Origin of the sequence: Prochlorococcus marinus str. MIT 9211 (assembly GCF_000018585.1) — a bacterium.
Taxonomy (GTDB): domain Bacteria; phylum Cyanobacteriota; class Cyanobacteriia; order PCC-6307; family Cyanobiaceae; genus Prochlorococcus_D; species Prochlorococcus_D marinus_B.
Genome location: NC_009976.1, coordinates 543,792 through 559,281, shown reverse-complemented (window position 1 = coordinate 559,281; position 15,490 = coordinate 543,792). Strand labels below are relative to the sequence as shown.

24 protein-coding genes and 2 tRNA genes are annotated in these 15,490 nt (G+C 39.0%); 9 read left to right on the top strand and 17 right to left on the bottom strand.

Annotation, left to right across the window (positions count from 1 at the left end):
* The first annotated feature begins 84 nt into the window (after positions 1 to 84).
* Both P9211_RS09690 and P9211_RS03055 read left to right on the top strand, forming a co-directional pair.
* A complete protein-coding gene (locus P9211_RS09690; RefSeq protein ID WP_012195165.1) occupies positions 85 to 237 on the top strand; it encodes a hypothetical protein in 153 nt (50 codons plus the stop codon).
* A gap of 464 nt (positions 238 to 701) precedes the next feature.
* Positions 702 to 944 carry a TIGR02450 family Trp-rich protein gene (locus tag P9211_RS03055; RefSeq protein ID WP_012195163.1) on the top strand — a complete coding sequence of 81 codons (243 nt, stop codon included), beginning with the start codon at positions 702 to 704 and terminating at the stop codon, positions 942 to 944.
* Between the two features lie 28 nt (positions 945 to 972).
* On the opposite strand, the gene P9211_RS09945 is transcribed toward P9211_RS03055, so the two are convergent.
* On the bottom strand, positions 973 to 1,104 hold the full coding sequence (locus P9211_RS09945; protein WP_012195162.1) for a hypothetical protein: 132 nt from the start codon (positions 1,102 to 1,104) through the stop codon (positions 973 to 975).
* 172 nt (positions 1,105 to 1,276) lie between these two features.
* Here P9211_RS09945 and P9211_RS03050 point away from each other — a divergent pair, with 172 nt between their 5' ends.
* Together P9211_RS03050 and P9211_RS03045 are read left to right on the top strand one after the other, a co-directional pair.
* Positions 1,277 to 1,504, top strand: coding sequence for a hypothetical protein (locus P9211_RS03050; protein ID WP_041391064.1), 228 nt, complete (start codon positions 1,277 to 1,279; stop codon positions 1,502 to 1,504).
* Positions 1,505 to 1,558: 54 nt separating this feature from the next.
* Positions 1,559 to 2,116, top strand: coding sequence for a thermonuclease family protein (locus tag P9211_RS03045; protein WP_012195160.1), 558 nt, complete (start codon positions 1,559 to 1,561; stop codon positions 2,114 to 2,116).
* A gap of 372 nt (positions 2,117 to 2,488) precedes the next feature.
* On the opposite strand, the gene P9211_RS03040 is transcribed toward P9211_RS03045, so the two are convergent.
* Positions 2,489 to 2,692 (bottom strand): DUF2905 domain-containing protein, encoded by a 204-nt coding sequence (locus P9211_RS03040; protein WP_012195159.1) that lies wholly within the window; start codon positions 2,690 to 2,692, stop codon positions 2,489 to 2,491.
* A gap of 139 nt (positions 2,693 to 2,831) precedes the next feature.
* On the bottom strand, positions 2,832 to 3,131 hold the full coding sequence (locus P9211_RS03035; RefSeq protein ID WP_012195157.1) for a DUF1330 domain-containing protein: 300 nt from the start codon (positions 3,129 to 3,131) through the stop codon (positions 2,832 to 2,834).
* Between the two features lie 531 nt (positions 3,132 to 3,662).
* On the opposite strand from P9211_RS03035, the gene P9211_RS03030 reads away from it, so the two are divergent.
* Positions 3,663 to 3,923: a hypothetical protein gene (locus P9211_RS03030; RefSeq protein WP_041391062.1), complete on the top strand. Its 261-nt coding sequence runs from the start codon at positions 3,663 to 3,665 to the stop codon at positions 3,921 to 3,923.
* Between the two features lie 195 nt (positions 3,924 to 4,118).
* Here the strand turns inward: P9211_RS03030 and P9211_RS03025 are convergent, their stop codons facing one another.
* The 7 genes from P9211_RS03025 to P9211_RS03000 form a co-directional block, all read right to left on the bottom strand.
* Positions 4,119 to 4,976, bottom strand: coding sequence for a PD-(D/E)XK nuclease family protein (locus P9211_RS03025; RefSeq protein WP_012195154.1), 858 nt, complete (start codon positions 4,974 to 4,976; stop codon positions 4,119 to 4,121).
* Between the two features lie 3 nt (positions 4,977 to 4,979).
* Positions 4,980 to 5,144, bottom strand: a complete 165-nt coding sequence (locus tag P9211_RS09685) for a hypothetical protein (protein ID WP_012195153.1) — start codon at positions 5,142 to 5,144, stop codon at positions 4,980 to 4,982.
* A 69-nt stretch (positions 5,145 to 5,213) separates the two neighbouring features.
* Positions 5,214 to 5,429, bottom strand: a complete 216-nt coding sequence (locus tag P9211_RS03020; protein WP_012195152.1) for a zinc ribbon domain-containing protein — start codon at positions 5,427 to 5,429, stop codon at positions 5,214 to 5,216.
* Between the two features lie 292 nt (positions 5,430 to 5,721).
* Positions 5,722 to 6,156, bottom strand: coding sequence for a hypothetical protein (locus tag P9211_RS03015; protein WP_143703329.1), 435 nt, complete (start codon positions 6,154 to 6,156; stop codon positions 5,722 to 5,724).
* 22 nt (positions 6,157 to 6,178) lie between these two features.
* On the bottom strand, positions 6,179 to 6,424 hold the full coding sequence (locus tag P9211_RS03010; protein ID WP_041391059.1) for a hypothetical protein: 246 nt from the start codon (positions 6,422 to 6,424) through the stop codon (positions 6,179 to 6,181).
* Positions 6,425 to 6,898: 474 nt separating this feature from the next.
* Positions 6,899 to 7,021 carry a hypothetical protein gene (locus P9211_RS09940; protein ID WP_263969735.1) on the bottom strand — a complete coding sequence of 41 codons (123 nt, stop codon included), beginning with the start codon at positions 7,019 to 7,021 and terminating at the stop codon, positions 6,899 to 6,901.
* A gap of 319 nt (positions 7,022 to 7,340) precedes the next feature.
* Positions 7,341 to 7,724 (bottom strand): hypothetical protein, encoded by a 384-nt coding sequence (locus P9211_RS03000; RefSeq protein ID WP_012195147.1) that lies wholly within the window; start codon positions 7,722 to 7,724, stop codon positions 7,341 to 7,343.
* A 423-nt stretch (positions 7,725 to 8,147) separates the two neighbouring features.
* On the opposite strand from P9211_RS03000, the gene P9211_RS09540 reads away from it, so the two are divergent.
* Positions 8,148 to 8,513 carry a hypothetical protein gene (locus tag P9211_RS09540; RefSeq protein ID WP_041391056.1) on the top strand — a complete coding sequence of 122 codons (366 nt, stop codon included), beginning with the start codon at positions 8,148 to 8,150 and terminating at the stop codon, positions 8,511 to 8,513.
* An 82-nt stretch (positions 8,514 to 8,595) separates the two neighbouring features.
* Here P9211_RS09540 and P9211_RS02990 read toward each other — a convergent pair whose 3' ends face one another.
* The 7 genes from P9211_RS02990 to P9211_RS02955 form a co-directional block, all read right to left on the bottom strand.
* Positions 8,596 to 8,877 (bottom strand): hypothetical protein, encoded by a 282-nt coding sequence (locus P9211_RS02990; RefSeq protein WP_012195145.1) that lies wholly within the window; start codon positions 8,875 to 8,877, stop codon positions 8,596 to 8,598.
* A complete protein-coding gene (locus P9211_RS02985; RefSeq protein ID WP_012195144.1) occupies positions 8,874 to 9,056 on the bottom strand; it encodes a hypothetical protein in 183 nt (60 codons plus the stop codon). The genes P9211_RS02990 and P9211_RS02985 overlap by 4 nt, the downstream gene beginning before the upstream one ends.
* A gap of 322 nt (positions 9,057 to 9,378) precedes the next feature.
* Positions 9,379 to 9,452 (bottom strand) — tRNA-Pro (locus P9211_RS02980).
* Positions 9,453 to 10,358: 906 nt separating this feature from the next.
* A complete protein-coding gene (locus P9211_RS02970) occupies positions 10,359 to 10,661 on the bottom strand; it encodes a DUF3303 domain-containing protein (protein ID WP_012195142.1) in 303 nt (100 codons plus the stop codon).
* Positions 10,662 to 10,783: 122 nt separating this feature from the next.
* Positions 10,784 to 11,113 (bottom strand): hypothetical protein, encoded by a 330-nt coding sequence (locus P9211_RS02965; protein WP_012195141.1) that lies wholly within the window; start codon positions 11,111 to 11,113, stop codon positions 10,784 to 10,786.
* A gap of 354 nt (positions 11,114 to 11,467) precedes the next feature.
* On the bottom strand, positions 11,468 to 11,788 hold the full coding sequence (locus P9211_RS02960; RefSeq protein ID WP_049750849.1) for a hypothetical protein: 321 nt from the start codon (positions 11,786 to 11,788) through the stop codon (positions 11,468 to 11,470).
* Positions 11,789 to 11,841: 53 nt separating this feature from the next.
* A tRNA-Lys gene (locus P9211_RS02955) sits at positions 11,842 to 11,913 on the bottom strand.
* A gap of 210 nt (positions 11,914 to 12,123) precedes the next feature.
* On the opposite strand from P9211_RS02955, the gene P9211_RS02950 reads away from it, so the two are divergent.
* From P9211_RS02950 to crtH, 3 genes are read left to right on the top strand one after another with little or no spacing between them, the layout of a single operon-like run.
* Positions 12,124 to 12,249 (top strand): photosystem II protein Y, encoded by a 126-nt coding sequence (locus tag P9211_RS02950; protein WP_012195139.1) that lies wholly within the window; start codon positions 12,124 to 12,126, stop codon positions 12,247 to 12,249.
* Positions 12,250 to 12,284: 35 nt separating this feature from the next.
* Positions 12,285 to 13,709, top strand: coding sequence for an FADH(2)-oxidizing methylenetetrahydrofolate--tRNA-(uracil(54)-C(5))-methyltransferase TrmFO (trmFO, locus tag P9211_RS02945; RefSeq protein WP_012195138.1), 1,425 nt, complete (start codon positions 12,285 to 12,287; stop codon positions 13,707 to 13,709).
* A 45-nt stretch (positions 13,710 to 13,754) separates the two neighbouring features.
* On the top strand, positions 13,755 to 15,305 hold the full coding sequence (gene crtH / locus P9211_RS02940) for a carotenoid isomerase (RefSeq protein WP_012195137.1): 1,551 nt from the start codon (positions 13,755 to 13,757) through the stop codon (positions 15,303 to 15,305).
* Positions 15,306 to 15,490 lie beyond the last annotated feature (185 nt).

Genomic DNA, 15,490 nt, shown 5'->3' with positions numbered 1-15,490 from the left:
AAAACCAAGGAAAGTTTTAGGAAGTAATGCTGATGGCATTTATGCATTAATTAAATACACTGTAATTAGTAAGCAAAGAAAATTATGGAAAATACTGTTGATAAGATCACTTCTGCACAAGAGAGAGAAGCTATAGATGATTACTTTGAATGCACGTCTTTTTGTTCGGTTGATGAAAGCCTTAGTGATTGTCAAACCATATGTATGGAAAGGTTTCTCAAAGGAGAGTACTTTTAAAGTCTGAATCTAAGACCTAGTTCTCCAAAAGCATTATTTGGTACTTACCACTTCCTTCATTTGTTCTTTAGTAATGAGCTGAAGTTAATTTTTCATTCCCACAAATGATTATGTACGATCTTTCTATACCCCATGCTCTTCTATGGAGTCTAAATTAGTGATTTAATTAAATGAACTAAAACAAACCAACAATAGATCCAAGTAATTAGAGGCCTATTCCAACAACAATTCACAAAGGTACCCATTCAAAATGACCTTTGATTAATCCGAAAACCATCTATCAATAAAAACTATTATAGGTAAATGACTCCATTACTTGCCACATCACCACAAGCAAATCTTCTATGGGGTTTAGGTGGTGGGTTCATCTTGCTAGGAAGTTATTATTCTGGCCGTTTAGTCACTTACTTTTTTCCAAAGAACCCATTAATTAGAAAGGGTAAGACCGATGACTCGGGGAATAGATGAGATGGCCTCCTAACAAAACTTGGACTTCAACAAGAAAGCGTAAAGGCTATCGCCACTTTGAAGCGAAGCAATTTGGCGGAAAGGGATCTGAACGATGGATAGAGCTATGCCCTGTCCTACAAAAAGAGCTTCGGATCAAAGTTCCTATAGCTGAATTGAAAAATCAAGACGAATGGGTCAGCGGTTGGCAACAACTCCCTGAAGATGCATTCTCTAATAGCAACACAACTGAGACTTAGTAGAAAAGATCAACATCCCAAAAGCAAATCAATAGTGAGGGGGTGTGGATTCTTCTATAGGGAAATAAGCACGATCTTCTTGGCCTGCATTCTCTTCTCCTAATCTTTCTTCCACCTCGTCATAGGATTCATCATCAAAGTTCCTTGCGCCTCTATCCATTAGAATCAGAATTTAAAAAATATTTAAAATTTTAATGACTTATCTACTTTTTTAAGTGGTTTAAAGCCATCTCATTTTGGTCTAAAAATAAAGGCAAATACAACAGCCGCCCATCCAAAACGACCGTTCATTGATTCAAAAATTGTCTGTTCCCCAAAAGTATTATGAGCAAATGAAGCGCTTATTACTTCCCCTGATCCTTGGACTTTTATTACCGATGGTTGCTCAAGCCAGTGATAAGGACTTTAAGGTTAGAGATACTTGTGCTCGCCTTTCCATAAAGGAAATTAGTGGGAAAGAAGCAATGAAGCTATTGAACTTAAGCTTCCAGGGTATAGGCCAAGAACAATATCATTTTCGAGCAAAGTCATATTGCTTGAAGTACAAGCGAAATCTTTGACTTCATTATTTCAAGCACCTAATCCAAAAGATGCTAAAAATTCGTTAAAGGCAAATGAGAAATAAGAAATTCTTCCTTTTAATTCCTACCTGGCTTGCTGGCATCGCCCTCGCTAGTGCTATAGACGCTTCAGAGGCGATTTCTCATGGTGGTGGCCTCAACACTCAGGGTTGTCATGACAATCGTGAGACAGGTAACGGCCACTGTCATCGGAGCAGTTCTTCTCAGGGAGAAAGTAGTAATTCGATAATGAAGATTGAAGTAACTCCTTCGCAAAGCCAATCGAAGAAAGGAGTGGTGACTATTGCCAGTTGCTATGACGGTGATACTTGCACAACTACTGAAGGGGAGAAGATCAGACTTGCTTGTATAGATACACCAGAGCTTCGAGGCAGCAGGGCAAATCCAGAGGCTGCGAAGATTGCAAGAGATTTTTTAAATGACCTAGTCGCTGGAAATGAAGTGGAAATTCGCAGAATTACCAAGGACCGTTACAACCGAACTGTTGCTGAGTTATCAATAACTGGAATCAATGTCCAGCAATTGATGATTACCAAAGGCCATGCCACCATTTATAAAAGGTATGCTGATCCTTGTCCTTGGACAAATTAAGGAAGAAAGTAAGGCCAGCAGCAGGCTTCCTTTTGAGGGAAGAAAGACCTTTGTTGTCGACAATCAGAAGATAGATGCCTTCTTAAAGTCATAGAGAGATCATGAAGGCTTGGAATATATTTATAGGAGGTAGATATGTTTTACAGAGAAAGCTCTAGGAAGAACTCTTGCGTTTATAAAAGAAATAAGAAATTTCTCCTGTTAAAAGAAGAGCATCAAGAGCGATATGCCAAGGAGGATAAAGCTGATGTAGGAGTTTGAACATTTCTTAAAAACAGCCTTAGCCTGATCTTCGAAATCTCGCCTTGAGATCTTTAAAGAACTTCTTCCAGAAACTAATAACAGAATCAGGGATAGGTTTGTTTAGGGGCATTAGGAGGACCGGAACAAGTTAAAGAGAACCGAAACAAGCAAACTAATAGCAATGCAACTTACTATTGGGAAGTAAAAAGTTGAGTTTTCTCCCTTCAGAATTATGTCGCCTGGCAGTTGTCCTAAACCTAATTTCCTTAAATAAGGGTAGAGAACACCTATAGCGGCAATTCCAAGCCCGAGAGTGATTAGCAGTTTTTGCATTATTTATTTCCAAAAAATCTTTTGAACTGCCAAGCCAAATAGGCAGAGGTTCCAATGAACAAAAACAGTCCAATAGTTCCAACTGCTCTATTTGCTGCTTCTACTGTTGGCATCTCACCCATCATTGTCGCCTTTACTTTTAGTGAGTTACTGAGCCATTCATAATCGTGATATTGGTTTCACTAGAGTTAGCCCAGCGTAATTTACTTAACTCTTGATAGTCAGCTCTATTGTAAGCCTCTGAAGCTACTTCTTTAGATGGAAATTCAATAATCACAGCAAGGTGACCGCCTTTACCTTCAACTGTTTTTGCATCTAGATCTTTAGCAGCAACCTTCCCACCAATTGATTGAATCCAGGTAGTAAAGCCTTGTACATATTCCCCAAACCCTTCTGGATTAGTGACTGTTGTTGTAACGATCCAATACCCCTTAGACATGAAAATTTTCTATAAGAGTATTGACTATCTCATACTTGACCTGTCAAAGGGAAACACTTAAGTCAGTTTTAAAAGCTATGAATCTTTCTTCTTGAAAAACTTTTGGAATATCCAAACCAAGTAAATGGTTGAACCAACTAGCAACAACATTGGGAAAAGGGTATCCATAAGGCATATTAAGTCCTTTTAAGGATCGACAAGAATTTCAAGTCCACCTCACATTCCGATCAAAAGATAATTGAAGTTGCCGTAAAGGATTGCAGATAAGTTTGAACCTGACCCTTTGTTTAAGTTGCTAGGGATGTTGTTAGTAACTTCAAAACGTCTTGAAAGGATTTGCACAAATCTATCAAGGTTATACAGAGCAATGCCGGTGGTCTAGATAACTGGCACTTCTACTTTCGGCAAACCCAACATTATAGTAGTAGCAACCGATCTAAGTAGTAGAGACCGAATAGGAATCTTCGGTTTACATCCTTCTTGATTCGAACAAATCGGTGCAAAGTAGTTATGTACTTCGCAAAGGCCACCATGTATACGTCACTCTTTGACAGCTTCTTTTCTGATTCTTTCCTTGCTCCTCATCGAACTGTTTATGTCGTCTCTGATAGTCAACTAGAGGAACTTAAGAAAAGACAGCATCAAGAGGAGCTGGACAACCTCACTGAATCACGCAAGCGTCTTGAGGCCAACTATCAATCACGTATCAAAATCCTTGATGAACGTGAAACTGAAATAAAAGAAGAACTCAAAACACTGACTCCAGCGGAGAAAGAAGCAGTTAAAGCATAAATCTTACTAATTCTGGGTGATAGGGATCACTGAGGACAAGATGACAAGGGGCTGTGGTAGCCCCTTGTCTTTACCCCACGTTCAACTCTTTAAAGGGCCCGTAAGCAATAATGATGTTGGTTGATAGCCGATCCTCGATCGCATAAATAAGCCGCTCTTGAATGGGCGGTTTTTTATTTGCTGTTACCTCTTGAATCAAGAAAAGAATGAGCCTTGGACATTCTCCCCTTGCTTACTGTCAGCTTGATGAACTGCTTTTGCATACTGTTCAGAATAAGCACAGTTTTTACAACACTCATTCGGTTCAGGGATTTGATGCTGATTCATAAGAGCAACCATCTCATCAACTTTTTCTTCGATCCAATCACTATTCCAGTTATAAGGAACGAGATATTCGTCAAAGTTCATCGTCTTATGGAAGCCATCGTCATCTCTTTTGGCATTGCAGACCAAGAAGTAAGACGTTGGATGGACATCAAACCCCATACCTGAAAGCAGATAGGAATAGAAGTCCATTTGAATCTTATATCCATCGTGATATGGATCATCTAAATAGTCTTGCTTATCAACAACACCATTCTTTGCTTGAGATTTGTAGTCCACCACGATTAACTGCTTGGTTCTGGTGTCCTGCCATATATCGTCGACTCCTCCCGTCAAAATAATGCTGGTGCCTTTGTGTCTAAGCATCAATCCACGATGAAGAGAGTTCCTCCAGTTTTCAATTTCTGGATGATCAAAAGGAACAACATGTCCTAACCCATTAGCAGCAAATAAACGATGTGGTGTCTGAGTTTCTCGGCACTCATCAAATTCTTTTTTAAGTAGTAGGTCAGTGGTTTCATTAAGTGTCCAGCCAGGTGTTCCGGGAGGATCTAGACCCTTCACTCGATCGAGATAAAAACATCTTTTACACGTAAGGAAGTTAGAGAAGCGGCCTCTACTAATTTTAAAATCTGCGGTTTGATTAGGGGTATAAGAAGACGATTCTCTACTACGCACTCCAGTTGCTTTTACAGGTTCTTTCTTGCCGTTGCGTTTGAGGTCAATCATTTATTAATCGGTTCTTGTTGTCCCCATGTTTCCCATTTCTCTATCTTTTTTCATCTCTTCTTTGATCTTTTCGTAATAAGCAACTTCTTCAGGGTCTTCTGAGCCAAGACCATATCCCATAGTCGCTGCTATATAAATCTTGTGTTGCCTATGCGAACTCAAAGTCATTTAATTACCAATCCAAAACTTATAAATTGATAGAAAGGAACTTACAACCTAAGCACTTCCAAAGCATTCCTAACCGCTTCCCAAGAAGTCAAAAACTTTCTGGACACCTGTGACTTTGCCTTTATAAAACTCGGTGTAAGTGCATTGCTTACAACTGCAGTACTCAAAGCGTCTATTACCTACATCAAAAAATGAAGACCAAAAACCACCTGCTGTCCTGACTTGTCCAATTTCAAAATCCTTAGAACCACATTTTGGACACTCCAAATCAGTAGGAATTGACATTCTCTGTTCCCAAATTTAATTAAATATAAATCACTCAAACTTTACTTTGAGGGAGTTTCCTAATAGGCATAATGTGTTTTTTTGAGGAAGTGGTAAGCAGCGTATTCTTTACTTCTCCTTTTTAGCCACTCAATCAAGGTCTCTAGTTGAAGTAATTGAATTGTGATCCTCTAAGTATTCTGCTAACTGCATGAAATCAGTTCTTGGAGCACTTCTATTCGCAACGGATTTGAAAGCCAATTGAGGCGATGAAATTAATCCCTAGATTGATTAGAGAGACACTCTTTAAAACTTATTTCCTCAATGAAATCATTTGTGCCGAATGCAGCCTTTTGGCCTGAGCCCTTTTAACAGCCAAACGACTATTCAATTCAGCGGATGAGCATCTTTCTGGTTTAGAAGCTAAAAATAATTCAACCTGATGTAATTTTTTCTTTTTGGCATTTTGGGCTATTAAACGACTATTCAATTCAGCGGATGAGCATCTTTCTGGTTTAGAAGCTAAAACCAATTCTGCTTGGTGAAGCAATTCCCTTTTGCTGAGAGCCTTTCTAATTAAAGCAAGGTGATAATTCATGGCCGTTCTCAATAGAGGCAACCCCGTTCCCTGTTGCCCTAATATGCATTTCCCTAAGGAAAACGAACGTATACAAAGTGTAGCGGTTGATACAGATTGAAGAAATTCAAAAGAAATGAGATGAAACAAAAATGTATCTGTTGATACCATTTTGCGCCTGTCGAGGTAAGTCCTAATTAGGCCAAAAGTCAACCATCAGAAACCTTTTAAGCGAAAGAACAGCAAATAACGCTAGGCGGAATTGTTCTCTTTTTGTCCTCCTTAGTTTTTCAGCATTGCTGAGATCCCAGTCGGGGCGACAGGATTCGAACCTGCGACCTAGTGCTCCCAAAGGACGTGGTCGTAGAAGACGAGAATCGCTAAAAAGCATTGCTGGCAAAGGAATATCAGAAGTTATGCAAATCGATGTGAGACTCAATATTGCAAGAAATTAGAACATATTTAAAGAGATTAGAACTTTCTAGCGCCCCCTACAGCGCCCCATTAGCCACCTAGTCCTTTGGGAGAACAGGTCTGCTTTTAAGCATTCGGACGAACCACATTCAGGACTCTAAAAAGGACCCGTTAGCCTATTGGCCATAACAAATACATTTGCCACCTTTCCAGTTTGAGCATTTCTTCTTTTTGCATTTCTTTTTCTTCTTCTTGTCAGGCATAGATCTAGACTATTTCATAAAGAAGAATGGGAACACTGAGAGAGCTATCCCCGAAATAACTAAAAGGATTACGAAGGTATATCTAGGCTTGGGGTTTGACTCTTGATCACTCATGTTATTTATTTCCCTACAACACAGTGAAATCTTCTTTGTTCTCTTCTAAGGCCTTGAGTAGAACTGTTCTCCCATCGCCTTCCTTCCTTCTCGCATGCTTCCGCACTTTCCATTTTTATCTTTTAAAGCGCATTGTAAACTCCACCATTAGTTGCTTGAATAATCAACCAATGACTTTCAGCATTAGCGGCTGTAGGTAGTGCAAGCGCAGCGATTAGTGGAAGTAGTAAGCGTTTCATATTCATGGACAATTCATTGTATGGTTAGGGATTGCAATCATGCTCAAAACAATTATTAATGACCACCAAATAATTGCATTCAAAAGAAGGGATCGATGCTTTTGATATGGGATTATATCTTTTACTAAAAATATAGCTGTCCTATGAAGAGAATAAAAAAACAATGGGATTAAATATCTGAGATAGGAATAGATTTCTGGTTCTGTTGCATAAGCCTTTTGCGTTTCACACCAATCAAGGTCACCATAATTAAACAATCCATAAAAGTACAAGGGGATGAAGAGTCCAGCTAGATAAAAGAAAAACTTTTTAACGCGTTTTATCATCACCATTCTCCATTCCTTCTAGCACTGCAACCATATAATTTTTTTATAGGTCCATCATGGAAACAGGTTTTTACATTAGTTATAACGTCGTAAGAGAAACTTGGATATTTAGATAAATCATCAGAATTAGCTCTTATTAAGTTGTATTCATCGCCATCACAATTCCCATTTATTGGTGTGAACTTATAATTAGCTAATATTGGCAACAAAAATTTTGGATTTGGTTCTTTAATAACCTTCTTATACAGACATTCCTTGACTAGATTATCCAGAGTTTTCACAGCAGCTCCCCTTGCAGTTCTTGTGTCCATTGGTTTTGCAATCGAAAGCAGAATCCAGAGAAGAAAAGAGCCAGCTCCGCCAAAAATTAGAAATCTTTTCATAAACCTTCTTTATTTCATCTTTTCTAGCCGATCTAGCTCAGGCCTTCATGCAGCCTTAACCTGATTTTTCAAATCTCGCCTTAAGGTCTTTAAAGAACTTTTTCCAAAAGCTAATAACAGAGTCAGGAATAGGTTTATTGAGAGGCATGGCATAAAAAGCTTTTATAAGACTCTATTCTTGCTTGTATCCCTAGTTTAGAAAGTCTGCGCTAGCGAATTGCTGAGCCTCTCGATAACCCACATCCCCTGCACTCGAAAGGACCCAAGGTTTGAAGAGTTGCGATTGAATCTGTATTTGTAATACTAAATCAGCTACTTTCTCATTAATTAATGATGTCGAGAAGGAATTTTTTTAGGAACAAATCAATTTTTTCTTACCTTTCCTTTTTTATCTATTTTCCAGGAAGACTTTTCAGAGGTCTCATGGAATCGAGTTTCGGTTTCAGATCAAGGGAAGATTGGTTTTTTGCTGCTACTTTATACATAATCTCAATAATTCTCTTTGTTCCAACTATTTATTGGCTAGGCTTTATTCTTACAGTTCTTTGTTGGGTTTGGTGTTTATTTATTTGGTTCTTTTATAGATTACCTTTTGATAAAATGACAAAATCAATTGCTAGTTTTTTAGAGAAAAGAAACATTGAGTTAACCTATTCGGGTGAAAACGATCCATCCTCTATCTTAACACTTCCTACTATTTATAAAGTAATCATATTCTTTTGGTATTTTCTTGCTTTAGGTATAACTTTTATTATTGGAATGAGTCCACTTCTTCTAAAGTTTTTTTAGATATTTTATATGTGGAGCCTAGAAAAGTGGACCCACAATAATTAAGAAGATGCATAGCCGAACTACTTAACGCAAAAGTTTTTCACCAAGTATTTCCTTCTTCGCAATGTGGTTTAGATGAATCTCCGCATTTTTTTATCATATCTCCTGTAATTGAGAACCATGTTAATTCATCCCTCATTGGCTTTGCAGCTAATGAATAACAACTATGATTTTTAGCGATTGGTTCAGAGAAAGAAGAATCTTTAAAAAAAGAATATATGTCTTTTGGCCACTCTGAGTGATCTGGCATTTCAGGTAAACCAATATCAGCAAATGTAGGATTATTCTTACCCTCTGCTGCTAATAAAGCGCAATCTCTCATCGATACTGAAAGTACATTTTCACTCTTGCTGAATTAGCACTAATAGAGCAAAGCCCCTCGCCGATAAATGAAGGAATAGCAATCCCAACTGCAACTAGGCCTACTCCAGTAAGTCCAAGGCACCCACAACCTTTCAAACAACCGTTATATTCCCTTTTAGCTTTTGGCTCTTGGTTCATATCCCCTTTCTAGCTGATCTAGCTGAACTCTTCATGCAGTTAGCAAGCAGTAAGCGTTTCATTTATTTACCAGTAATACAAGCAAAACTTGTATAGCTTATTGATTTCTTTAAAACGGCGCCTTGCTCTTGGCACTGACTATTGACCATACAAGGCCAGCTTCTAATTATGACCCGACATGGAAATACTTAACTGAAATTGGCTTGAAGCAAATTAATCCTTAAATCACCAAGTTCAAAAGAACTAAGACATAAAGGCCTATTGCAATAATCTGGCGCCCCCTACAGCGCCCCTTTCTCACTTGAGATTCTTCTAAACCCAGTCGGGGCGACAGGATTCGAACCTGCGACCTAGTGCTCCCAAAGCACCCGCGCTACCAAACTGCGCCACGCCCCGTTTAAGAAAATTTTAATCGCCAAAACCTTATCTTAGAAACTAATCTAATAAGAAGTTCCCAAAACAAAATAGTACGCAAACCCAGTTTTTTCTATTAAAAGCATGGATGATAAGCCCAGACTTCTAAAAAAATGGCTAGATAAATTCTTGGTCATCAATCTGTTCGTGATAATTGGCGGTTCCTTTTTATTTCTAATTGGTGCTTTATCAAGCATTTACGGCATTCTTCTTCCTTATAAGATTTTTCAAGAGTTATGGTTTCCACTGTTCATTCCAGCCATAAGCTTATTCTTTACTGCAGTATTAGTTGAAGCTCTATTCAATCAAATCAACGCTCGTAAAGGATAACCTCAATTATAAAGCAGATCATTTTCAACACCGAACTCCTCAAATTGAAATGAACATCTCAAAAGGTTTGACTAGCGCTGGCTACAAAAATCTTTTCATCTTTTTTAAGGCAATTAGGCTTGATGGAACCTCCAAGCAAATATGAATGTGTATTGCACATGTAATAAATCACCCTAAAAGCTTAAAAAACTTCTGGAATGAGTTAAAAGATTCTTCTCATGAGATTAGTGGCTGCCAACAGATACCTTAAAGGCACCTGATTTAAAGGGGAAAACCATCTCATTGTCTGAATAAAATAAAAAGGCACTACAGATGGTCGTATAAAAGAACTTATGACGCTATTTATGGGGGCTTGTTTTTCTGGCTTACTTCCTTTAGAAAGAAGATTCCCCATCACCCAGGCCCCCGTCGATGAACGAGGGTCTTTTTTTTGCTTAATTTAGTCAAAGCTTTTACAGCTAAAATTCATCCAGTATCTACTAGCCGATCTAGAGATAGTCTTTATAAAAAATTCAAGACCTTTAAAATGAACTGAAAATTGTGTTGAAGAACTAAGAATTATTCTCTTGATTGCTTCAATAAAGAAACCAATTCCTCCGTAGAAAGACCAGGCTTATAGTCCCAAACCATCCCAAATTTCTCTCTCCAAGGCCCGAAAACCTTGTAAAGGGTCGAAGCACTGGACGCCTTACAAATAACTACTCCTGAGCCATCCTGAGGGGTATGTATCCAAGCCAAGCGCTCGTAGCCTTCAGGCAGCTCTTCCGCTTTACCGCTTTCTACATAATCAATCAGCGAATCCTCTGCAAAGGTCTGATCTTCAGAAGACTCAAACTGCCAAGTAACGACGTAAAGCTGCATTCAAAGCTTGGGTAACTTTTATTAATTAAAGATAAATGAAAAGTCTTTCAAAAGGAATTTCATTGCAATGACAAAAGTAAAATCAACTATTAACTAATCAAAAGGGAAAGCCTGTTAATCATCTAGCTGTTAGATATCCATGAGCGCACTTTTTTACCTACAGCGTTAAACCTAAGCGCCATTTCGCGTCCTGAGCTAACAAAGGTAAATCTCACAGCCTTCCCAGACTTAAACATTGCCTCTCCAATTGCTTTGACCCTAAGCAGTTCCGACTGATAAGCCCGATTTATAGCCCTCTCAGCATCGATATTGGCCAACTTAGCCTGCTTGGCTAACCGTTGAGTCTTGGACTTAGGGATGACAGTCAAGACGCTTTCAGGCTCTGTCCATCTCCATAGCCATGGAGTATCAGATTTATTACCTTGAGAAATTGCTGAGGACTTCTTATCCATTGAGATTTATCAACTTTTCTAAAGCCTAAAAGTTACTCTATAAATTTTCTTTTGACACTTAAAATACAAACACTTGAAATATGACAGCTATATTAATTTTTAATTAACATAGGGTTCTATGTTTAAGAAATCAAGAGATTTACCCCTGATAGCTTCCTGTGGGGTTATCGATTTAGGTTAGAAAACTGAATTTCCAGCCAAAGCCCAAAAAAATAGAGAGACATTGGCACTAATAGCAATACCAACTGAAACAGATTTCATGATGCAACTTGTTATCTCTATTCCAATCCAGCAGATGAATATATAATTAGGCGAGCTTTTGTCAGCTCACACACACAAAAAAAGTCATCGATATTAGTTCTTCAGGGTATATATCAAGCCCGCGCGGCAGTTCTCTAAAGCAACCTTAAGCTTTTCTCTCAGTCGAGGACTTAGCTCGTAACTAACCCCTAAATCATTAGGCATTAAAAGCTCATTATCTTCAGTGGCAAGTCTTACCCGAGCATCAAACCAAGAACCATATTTTGGCATTGATGCTCTACAAAAAATCTGATTTGATTTGGGATCAAACTTTCTTTCAATCAACCAATCATCGAATTTATCTAGAGTTGTAAACCTATTAAGACCTGCTTTAGAGAAAGGGACTCCAAAGAAAGGAAGAGATAAAAAAAACATTAACAGCTGTATGGATTCCTTCTTAAAAGGCATAGAACAGTTAGGTTTTGATATGGGTCGCCTGAGATTCGAACTCAGGACCAGCCGGTTAAAAGCCGGATGCTCTACCACTGAGCTAGCGACCCTTATGAATGAATGCCCTTAGGGGCCTGCATGAAATTATCACGTTACCTATTTGATAGGAAGGGTGCTCATTTTTTAGGCACCAAGTTTGAGTGACCACATAAAAAACCTTTCACGATGCTTTTTAGGAAATTTTTAAAAAGCGTAATTTAATTAAAAGGTTCAATTTTTTACATCTCTTATGTAAAATCCACTCGAAATCAATCCAACTCATGCTCAATCTAATAGTTGTAGTTCTTCCAATCCTTGCCGCAGTTACCTGGGTAGTATTCAATATCCAAAAACCTGCTAGAGAGCAACTGGCAAGACAATTTGATGAGAACAACAAAGCTTTCTAGGCAAGTAATTTTTAAGCTTCTAAAAACTTTTTCCCTTGAATCAGTCAGATTCAATAACTATTGTTGGCGCAGGCTTAGCAGGGTCTGAAGCTGCCTGGCAAGTAGCAAGGGCGGGTATTCATGTGGAGCTTTATGAGATGAGGCCCCTTAAAGCCTCACCTGCCCATCACACAGCAGATTTTGCTGAGCTTGTTTGCAGTAATAGTTTCGGGGCATTAAGTGCTGACCGTGCAGCAGGCTTGCTGCAAGAAGAACTCAGATACTTAAATTCCTTCGTAATCAATTCAGCAGACAAGCATTCCGTTCCTGCTGGTGGAGCATTGGCCGTTGATAGAAGTCGTTTTAGCGCAGATATCACTGAAAAGATTACCTCTCACCCTCTTATAACCGTCAAAAGAGTAGAGCTACAGAAGTTACCTTCAGAAGAACAGATAACGGTTATTGCTTCTGGGCCACTGACCAGTAAAAACCTTGCTGAAGATTTAAAAAACTTTACTGGAATTCAAGAATGCCATTTTTTTGATGCAGCTAGCCCAATCATTGCAGGAGAGAGTATCGATTTAAGGTTTGCTTTTAGAGGTAGTAGGTATGACAAAGGGGATGCTGACTACATCAATTGTCCAATGAATAAAAAGCAATACCTTTCATTTCGAGATGAGCTAATAAAAGCTGAACAGGCTGAACTAAAAGATTTTGAGAAAAGTTCTTCAAATTTCTTCGAAGGTTGTCTTCCCATAGAGGAGCTAGCCCGAAGAGGGGAGGACACAATGCGATATGGACCTCTGAAGCCAATAGGATTATGGGATCCTAGATGGGGTGACCTAAATAATCGAGAAATCCGTAGAGAGAAAAGAGCTTACGCTGTTGTACAGCTACGGCAAGAAGACAGAGAAGGCAAACTCTGGAATCTCGTTGGCTTTCAAACCAATCTCAAATGGGGTGAACAGAAACGAGTCCTAAGAATGATCCCTGGCCTTCAAAATGCAGACTTTGTTCGTTTTGGAGTAATGCATCGCAATACTTTTCTTGAATCACCAAAGCTATTAAACGCATCTCTTCAATTTAGAAAGCGTGCGAAATTGTTAGCCGCTGGGCAAATAACAGGTACCGAAGGATATGTAGCTGCTGTGGCAGGTGGATGGCTCGCTGGAACCAATGCCGCATTATTAGCAATGGGGCACAAGCCTATAATTTTCCCTAGAAATACGATGATTGGGGCTCTAACACATTTCATAAGTGACTGGGAGTTAAGAAGTGATTCAAATAGAAAGAACTCCTTTCAGCCAATGCCCCCCAATTTTGGGGTGCTTCCAAAACTAACTACGCAAATAAAAGAGAAGCGTGCACGATATGCTGCATATCGGGATAGAGCCTTGGATGAACTTAAAGCCTCAATTAGAAATCATACTTGCCTTGCTCAAGAACTTGGTATATCTAAACTACCGATCTATAGATCTTAGTAAAAGCCTACGTTCAATCAACTCAACAAAAAATATTGATTTGTCATGACCACCTATAACCAAAACAATCACTGGGATGTAATAGTAATTGGCTCTGGGATAGGAGGACTCGTTACTGCAACCCAACTAGCCGCAAAAGGTGTAAGAGTATTAGTTTTAGAGAGTTACACAATTCCTGGCGGCAGTAGTGGCGCGTTCTCTAGAAATGGCTACACATTTGATGTAGGGGCTTCAATGATTTTTGGTTTTGGGAAGGAGGGATATACAAATCTTTTAACTCGCGCGCTAGCAGATGTATCGGAGACATGCGATACGATCCCTGATCCAGCTCAACTTGCTTACCATCTTCCTGAAGGGCTCAATGTAGTAGTTGATAGAGATTATGAAAAATTTTTAACTGATTTAACTAGCCTTTTCCCTCATGAAGCCAAGGGGATAAGAAGGTTTTACAACGTCTGCTGGCAAGTATTCAATTGTCTTGATGCCATGCCACTACTGTCTATAGAGGACCCTGCCTATTTAACAAAGGTCTTTTTTAAGGCCCCTCTGGCATGCTTAGGCTTGGCACGATGGCTACCATTTAATGTAGGTGATGTTGCCAAACGTTATATTAAAGATAAAAGGCTCCTTAATTTTATTGACATCGAATGCTTCTGCTGGTCAGTTATGCCAGCCGAGCGTACACCCATGATTAACGCAGGAATGGTGTTTTCTGATCGACATGCTGGTGGAATTAACTATCCCAAAGGAGGCGTTGGAATTATTGCACAAAAGCTGGTAAAAGGCCTGGAAAAAAATGGTGGCAAGATTCTCTACAAATCTCGTGTCACCAAGATTCTGATAGAGAACAAAAAAGCTGTGGGAGTAGAAATCGCTTCAGGAGAGAAACTCTTTGCCAAGACAATTGTCTCGAATGCAACTCGATGGGATACCTTTGGAGGAGAAGGCGTTAAAGAGCCTTTAATAGACAAAGTTCATGAACCAAGTTCAGAGAAAAGATGGCGGAGTCGTTATAAGCCTTCACCTTCTTTCCTCTCGCTTCACCTTGGGGTCAGCAAATATTCCATCCCTAATAATTCCCATTGCCACCACTTGATCTTAAATGAATGGAATAAGATGGAGTCCGAACAAGGCGTTGTTTTTGTTTCAATCCCAACATTATTAGACCCCTCTCTTGCACCTGATGATCATCACATCATTCACGCATTCTCACCTTCTTCAATTGACGAGTGGAAACGACTAACTCCCTCGAACTATAGAAAAAAGAAAGAAGAAGATTCTAATCATCTAATTTCAAAGCTCGAAAACATCTTCCCTGAAATTTCCGGTAAAATTTCTCACAAGGAAGTTGGTACGCCCAGAAGTCATCGAAGGTTTCTAGGTAGACATAATGGAAGCTATGGGCCAATACCCTCAATGCGACTACCTGGACTATTGCCAATGCCTTTCAACACAACTGGGATAAAAGGTCTCTATTGCGTTGGCGACTCATGCTTTCCAGGGCAAGGACTAAATGCTGTTGCCTTCAGTGGGTTTGCTTGCGCTCATAAGATAGGTGCAAGGCTAGGAATTAACCCTTGGTCTCTTCCAGATTAATGATTCGGAAAGTCGCTAGAAATTAGCACTCAGGTAATAGAACCTAACTTAAGAAACAACGCAGATAACTTTCTTCATGATCAAAAGTGCTTACACGAGGAAAATTCTAAGAAATAGAAAATTTATTTTTTGTTCTCCAAAGTAATAGTCTTTTTGCTTGAATCATCTAAAAAGTTTCTTCCTAA